Origin of the sequence: Terribacillus sp. 7520-G (genome assembly GCF_002271665.1) — a bacterium.
In the GTDB taxonomy this organism is placed as follows: Bacteria; Bacillota; Bacilli; order Bacillales; family Amphibacillaceae; genus Terribacillus.
In genome coordinates this window covers 1-237 of sequence record NZ_NQFP01000080.1, presented here as the reverse complement: position 1 = coordinate 237, position 237 = coordinate 1, and the positions used below count along the sequence as shown (strand labels likewise).

Genomic DNA, 237 nt, shown 5'->3' with positions numbered 1-237 from the left:
AGGGGTATAGTTTAATGGTAGAACAGCGGTCTCCAAAACCGTCGGTGTGGGTTCAACTCCTACTACCCCTGCCATAACATATTGATCATGGCGGTCGTGGCGAAGGGGTTAACGCACCGGATTGTGGCTCCGGCATTCGTGGGTTCGATTCCCATCGATCGCCCTCCATATAGCTTTAGGCTATAGCCAAGTAAACAGGCAAGGATTCCATCGGAATCCTTCCAGCCTGACTTGCAT

General features: G+C 51.5%; 2 tRNA genes. Both read left to right on the top strand.

The features are described 5' to 3' along the window. Positions 1–74, top strand: a tRNA-Trp gene (locus CHH53_RS17055). A 15-nt stretch (positions 75–89) separates the two neighbouring features. After that, positions 90–164: transfer RNA gene (locus CHH53_RS17050), tRNA-His, on the top strand. Positions 165–237: the final 73 nt, after the last annotated feature.